The following is a 2,914-nucleotide window of genomic DNA, read 5'->3' as shown; positions in this document are numbered from 1 at the left end:
CAGGGGCATTGCGCGATTGGGATTGGTCCGGTTCGTCGGTCTCGTCAGTGACGTGGCGTCATGTCCGTTGTGTGGCAAGGGACCCCGGAGAGCAGAGCAGGCACGGTGCTGGTGATCATGTGGTTGTCGAGACCCATGAGAACCGAGCGAGACCGTGCCTGCCCGAACATCATCGCCCATCCCTTCCGCGCTGGAGCAACTGGGCTCCCCGACTGATCCCCTCACCTCAAGCGATGTCGCTGACCTGCGGCGTTTCCTGATTCTGGTCGCCGATCCCCGCGATGCGCGAGGGCTGCGGTATCCGGCCCTCGCGTTGCTGTGCGCGGCCGTCTCGGCGGTGCTGACCGGGGCCCGGTCGCTCATCGCGATCAGCGAGTGGATCACGGATGCCCCGCAGCATGTGCTGGGTGTCCTCGGCTTCGCTGCCGATCCGCTTACCGGTCTGCGGCCGGTGCCGCACGCCGCAACCGTGCGCCGCCTGCTGCAGCGTGTGGACGGTGACGCGCTGGATGCGGCGATCAGCGCGTATCTGCAGGCCAGAACGCCGCCCCCGGTCGAGCCGGACGCGGAGGAGGGGCCGGTGCGACGGGTGATCGCGGTCGACGGCAAGGTGGTCCGCGGATCGCGAACCCAGACGGCCGCCGCGATCCAGCTGCTGGCGGCGATGGACCACCACGGCGTTGTCCTGGCCCAGCGGCAGGTCGCTTCCAAGAGCAACGAAATCCCCTCCTTCGCACCGTTGCTGGACGGACTCGAGCTGGCGAACACGGTGGTGACCGCCGACGCCCTGCACACCCAGCACGACCACGGGGCCTATCTGACCCGTCGCGGCGCGCACTACGTGGCCGTCGTGAAGAAGAACCATCCGGGCCTGTATGCCCAGGTCAGAACGCTGCCCTGGCGGGACATCCCGCTCGGGCACCGCACGCGCGACCACGCCCACCACCGCGACGAGGTCCGCCGGCTCAAGGCCGCCGCATTCAGCCACCTCGACTACCCCGGCGCCCACCAGGCCATCCAAGTCGTGCGCTGGCGACGCGACATAAGCGCCGGGAAGCTGACCATCGAGCGCGTCTACCTGATCACCAGCCTGACCGTTTTCGACGCCACCTGCACCGAGCTCGCCACCTGGATCAGAGGCCACTGGGGTATCGAGAACCTCCTGCACCACGTCCGGGACCGCACGTTCCGCGAGGACGACTCCAAGGTCCGCACCGGCACCCTGCCCCGCTCCATGGCCTCCCTGCGCAACCTCGCCATCAGCGTCTTCCGCCAGGACGGCCAGACCAACATCGCCGCCGCCCTCCGCCACACCGGCCGCGACTACCACCGGCCCCTACGAGCCCTCGGCCTCACGTGACGAACCCAGACAGATCTCGATCATGCAATGACCCTGCGCCGAAGGACTTGGTGAGATGGGAGAGATCGCTGCTCGTCGCCAGATGCTTCAGCTCGTAGTCGCCCTCGGATTTCGACAGGACGAACGACAGCGCTCCGTCGCTCAGGATGGACTCGGCCGAGTCCATGAACCGGTCGCGGTCCAGGGCGCACTTGTCGCCCACAACGATCAGGACCTCCGAGTAGTCGTTGGCCCGCAGCAGGCTGGATCCCAGCTCCAGGGCGGCCGACAGGTTGGAGCACTTGGAGAGGGTGACCCCGTACAGCTTGGCGTCGACCAGACCGTGGTCACCGAGGATCTGCGCCACCTCGGGGTAGTCCAGCCCCACGGCGTGGATGGAGTTGACGGTCGGCGCGAGCAGCACCGCACCGATGTCAGACGGGGCCACGCCGCTCGTCCGCATGGTCTCACCGACCGATCGATGGCACAGTTCCGGCAGGCTCAGCGGGCTCTTCCGGTAATAGTGCAGGCCGAGTTTGGTGAAGACCTGCACCTGCTCCGGATCGCCCTCCTCGACCTGCGTTCCGCGCAATTCAGGGGTTCTGGAGTACCTGCCAGGCTGAAGGTGCAGGTCAGCGGGTTGGAGGCTGGTGACGCGGCCAGATTCGCCTAGAGACGCGATTTTGCGGATTCACCTGCGCTGACCTGGAGTTGCTCCGTAGGGTCTGGAGTCGTGTATGTGAAGACGACGAAGCGGGAGAACAAGTCCGGCACGGTCCGGTACCTGCACCTGGCCCACAATGAGTGGGATCCGGTGAAGGGCCGGGCGGTCCCGAAGGTCCTGTTCACGTTCGGCCGTGCGGACGACCTCGACCGGGACGCGGTGAAACGCCTGGTCGCCTCTCTATCACGGCTGCTGGAACCGGGCGAAGCACTGGCGTCGACCGCGGCGGGTGACCTGGAGTTCGTCTCCTCGGTCCCGTTCGGCGGCACCTACGTCCTCGATCATCTGTGGCGGCGACTGAAGATCGACAAGATCGTCGGGCAGGTCGGGCAGGTCGGGCAGCCCAAGCGGGGCAGACGCCGGGACATGTCGGTGACCGAGCGGGTGCTGTTCTCCATGGTCGCGAACCGGGCCCTGGCCCCGTCGTCGAAGCTGGCCGCCGCGGACTGGGTCACCAACGACGTGCATGTCGACGGCCTGCCGGCCTGCGACGACGACGCCTGCTACCGGGCGATGGACTGGCTCCACGAAGTCCAGGACGACCTGGAGAAGCGGGTGTTCGACGAGGTCGCGAACCTTCTCAACCTCGAGGTCGACCTGCTGTTCTTCGACACCACCAGCACCTACTTCGAACTGGAGGAGGCCGACGAGCTCGTCGCCCGCGACGACAAGGGCCGCCTCCTGCCCGCCGCAGACGACACTCCCGCCGACGCGGACGACAGTGGCGACGCCCCTGATCAGGCCGGGTTCCGCACGTCCGGGAAGTCGAAGGACTCCCGCGACGACCTTCCGCAGATCGTGATCGGGATGGCCGTCACGCGGGACGGGATCCCGGTCCGTGTCTGGTCCTG

Annotated in this window: 2 protein-coding genes and 1 pseudogene; 2 read left to right on the top strand and 1 reads right to left on the bottom strand. The window is 67.3% G+C overall.

Annotated features, from left to right (window positions below; all coding sequences use genetic code 11):
• The first annotated feature begins 154 nt into the window (after positions 1 to 154).
• Positions 155 to 1,360, top strand: coding sequence for an ISAs1 family transposase (locus tag B9S61_RS36645; RefSeq protein ID WP_103542832.1), 1,206 nt, complete (start codon positions 155 to 157; stop codon positions 1,358 to 1,360).
• Here the strand turns inward: B9S61_RS36645 and B9S61_RS36640 are convergent.
• Complete coding sequence (locus B9S61_RS36640; RefSeq protein WP_103546038.1) at positions 1,353 to 1,931, bottom strand: hypothetical protein; 579 nt, start codon at positions 1,929 to 1,931, stop codon at positions 1,353 to 1,355. The genes B9S61_RS36645 and B9S61_RS36640 overlap by 8 nt on opposite strands.
• A 147-nt stretch (positions 1,932 to 2,078) precedes the next feature.
• Between B9S61_RS36640 and B9S61_RS36635 the strand changes: the two are divergent.
• Positions 2,079 to 2,914, top strand: a pseudogene (locus B9S61_RS36635) (transposase); the annotation flags it as partial.

This window comes from Streptomyces sp. SM1, from assembly GCF_002910825.1.
Taxonomy (GTDB): domain Bacteria; phylum Actinomycetota; class Actinomycetes; order Streptomycetales; family Streptomycetaceae; genus Streptomyces; species Streptomyces okerensis.
Note: the sequence above shows the minus strand (reverse complement) of the source record. Positions and strands in the feature narration are given on the sequence as shown.